The 2928-nt window shown below is 56.3% G+C and carries 3 protein-coding genes; 2 read left to right on the top strand and 1 reads right to left on the bottom strand.

Translation table 11 applies throughout. The annotated features are described in order from the left end of the window. A partial coding sequence (locus Q1B15_RS22910; RefSeq protein ID WP_299758482.1) for a pyruvate carboxylase subunit B occupies positions 1-1908 on the top strand: 1908 nt, incomplete at its 5' end. Positions 1909-2041: 133 nt separating this feature from the next. After that, positions 2042-2368, top strand: a complete 327-nt coding sequence (locus Q1B15_RS22905) for a hypothetical protein (protein WP_299758480.1) — start codon at positions 2042-2044, stop codon at positions 2366-2368. 72 nt (positions 2369-2440) lie between these two features. On the opposite strand, the gene Q1B15_RS22900 is transcribed toward Q1B15_RS22905, so the two are convergent. Next, positions 2441-2707, bottom strand: coding sequence for a hypothetical protein (locus tag Q1B15_RS22900; protein WP_299758478.1), 267 nt, complete (start codon positions 2705-2707; stop codon positions 2441-2443). Positions 2708-2928 lie beyond the last annotated feature (221 nt).

Below are 2928 nucleotides of genomic sequence, written 5' to 3'. Positions count from 1 at the left end.
CGTAATATCCTTGAAGACTTCGGCCCCGAAGCGCTCGCCGACTGGATGCTTGATCAAAAGCAACTTCTGATCACCGACACCACAATGCGCGACGGCCACCAGTCGCTTTTGGCCACGCGGATGCGCTCGATCGACATGATCAACGCCGCCCCCGCTTATGCCGCCAACTTGCCGCAGCTTTTCTCGATGGAATGCTGGGGCGGAGCCACCTTCGACGTTTCTTACCGTTTCCTGCAGGAATGCCCGTGGCAGCGCCTGCGCGATCTGCGTCAGCGCATGCCGAACCTTATGACCCAGATGCTGCTACGCGGAGCCAACGGCGTTGGCTACACCAACTACCCCGACAACGTGGTGCAGTTCTTCGTGAAACAGGCAGCGGAAACCGGCGTCGACGTGTTCCGCGTATTTGACAGCCTGAACTGGGTCGACAACATGCGCGTCGCCATGGACGCCGTCGTAGAAAACAACAAAGTCTGCGAAGGCACCATCTGCTACACTGGCGACATCCAAAACCCGGAGCGCGCAAAATACGACCTGAAATACTACGTAAATATGGGCAAAGATCTAAAGGCCGCCGGCGCACACGTCCTCGGCCTCAAAGACATGGCAGGGCTCTTGAAACCCGCCGCAGCCCGCATCCTAATCAAGGCCCTGAAAGACGAGGTCGGCCTGCCGATCCACTTCCACACCCACGATACCGCCGGCATCGCCTGCGCGACCATCCTTGCCGCGTCCGAAGCAGGCGTAGACGCCGTCGACTGCGCCATGGACGCCCTGTCCGGCAACACGTCTCAGGCCACGCTCGGCACTATTGTCGAGGCCCTTGCTGGCCACGATCGCGACACCCGCCTCGACATTGGCGCGGTGCGCGAAATGTCGAACTACTGGGAAACCGTGCGCAGCCACTACGCGGCGTTTGAAAGCGGCCTGCAGGCCCCCGCCTCCGAGGTCTATCTCCACGAGATGCCCGGTGGCCAGTTCACCAATCTCAAAGCACAGGCCCGCTCCCTTGGCCTTGAGGAACGCTGGCACGAGGTGGCCGAAATGTACGCCGACGTGAACCAGATGTTCGGCGATATAGTCAAAGTCACGCCATCCTCCAAGGTTGTCGGCGACATGGCCCTGATGATGGTGTCGCAAAATCTTAGTCGCGCGGACGTTGAAGACCCGAAAAAGGACGTCTCCTTCCCTGATAGCGTGATCGACATGATGCGTGGCAACCTCGGCCAACCTCCGGGTGGTTGGCCAAAAGCGATCCAGAAGAAGATCCTCAAAGGCGAACGAGGCTCAACCGACCGCCCCGGCCTTCACGCCACAAGTGTCGACATCGAGAAAACCCGTACAGAATTGTCGGCAAAACTCGACGGCATGGACATCGACGACGAGGATCTAAACGGCTACCTCATGTACCCCAAAGTTTATCTCGACTACATGGGCCGCCACGACACCTACGGTCCCGTCCGCACATTGCCGACAAAGAATTTCTTCTACGGCATGGCCCCCGGTGATGAGATCTCTGTCGAAATCGACCCCGGCAAAACCTTGGAAATTCGCTGTCAGGCCATCGCCGACACGAACACCGAAGGCGAAGCCAAGGTCTTCTTCGAGTTGAACGGCCAACCCCGTATCGTGCGTGTCGCAGACCGCTCCTCGACCGGCGCGCAAGCCGCCCGCCCCAAGGCCGAACTTGGAAACGAAAACCACGTCGGCGCGCCGATGCCCGGCGTCGTCGCCTCGGTCGCTATTCAGGCCGGTGGCAAAGTCAAAGAGGGCGATCTGATGCTGACGATCGAGGCCATGAAAATGGAAACCGGCATCCACGCCGAACGCGACGCAATAGTAAAAGCTGTGCATGTGACGCCGGGCGCGCAGATTGATGCTAAGGACTTGCTGGTCGAGTTGGAGTAACGGGTCCTCGGCTAAAAACCTGCACGACCCATGCTTCAACCAACGTGGACGCGGTAAATCCGCTCCAAAATGCTGCCTCATATCCAGAGGTATTTACTTTCCACGCTGACCTAAAAATTCGTTGTTCATCGCAATGCTCACCGCAAAAATCCTCACGGCTTTAGGTATGGATGCGCGCGACGATGACATATTCGAGCCGAAGCAACCGGACCTAAATGCGGCCTCTGGCATAGCCCTGCCGATCTCGGCAATTCTACCAGACAACGTCGCCTGCATTTGCGTTCTGGGGTCTTATCAGCTCCCGGAGCTTGTCAAAGTGGAACAGGATTTGCTCACGTGGCAAGGAGAGGTCCGCATTGCCACTCATAATGACAACATTGCTTTTTGTAAGAATTCTGAAACCGTCCAGTTTAAAATAGACATCCAGGCAACACACAAAACCGTCCATATTTTGGATTAGCGCGAGGATTTAACGCAGTAGCGCAGCAGGTGCGGTTCGCCCACTCTGCTCAAGAAAACACAACTCGGTTCATTAGTCTGCACAAAGCTCCATGAGACGCACCATGTATGGTTCAGCTTGGTCAAGGGGGGCTGCGCTTATGTCAGCATTTGCCTTCGCAATCTCTCGTTCTTGTGCGTCGCCTTGTTGCCAGCCAACGACGTTGATGTTGACGGTGAAAAGGTCCGAGTGCCCTTTCCAAAGGACCTCCATAGCCTTGATCGCCTCGGCACAGATCTCGTGAGGCTCTGGCTCGGAAAATGACGCCTGCGCAGATATAAACGAAACGAAAAGGACCATGCATAATTTCCCCATATGTGTCTGCTTACCAAGCTTAATTGGGCAAAGAAGTTGAAGAGAAATGGCCTGCTTTCAGCAACTACTTTCAGCCAATTAGAACGTGAAGGACCTGCTGGTCGAGCTGGAGTAGTTTGGTAAGTGCAGCGGCGGACTTAAGTCTGGCTGTTGCGCGCTCTAACCGGCCGCAATTCTGTTAAGCATGTCCGATGATGCTCACAAGT

This window comes from uncultured Boseongicola sp. (assembly GCF_937988555.1).
Classification (GTDB): domain Bacteria; phylum Pseudomonadota; class Alphaproteobacteria; order Rhodobacterales; family Rhodobacteraceae; genus Boseongicola.
This window is presented reverse-complemented; position numbering and strand designations above follow the sequence as displayed.

What these genes read in the sequence shown, in the direction of transcription:
- Q1B15_RS22905 (WP_299758480.1), top strand. Translation starts at nt 2,042, where the DNA reads ATGCTCACCGCAAAAATCCTCACGGCTTTAGGTATGGATGCGCGCGAC.
- Q1B15_RS22900 (WP_299758478.1), bottom strand. Translation starts at nt 2,707, where the DNA reads ATGGTCCTTTTCGTTTCGTTTATATCTGCGCAGGCGTCATTTTCCGAG.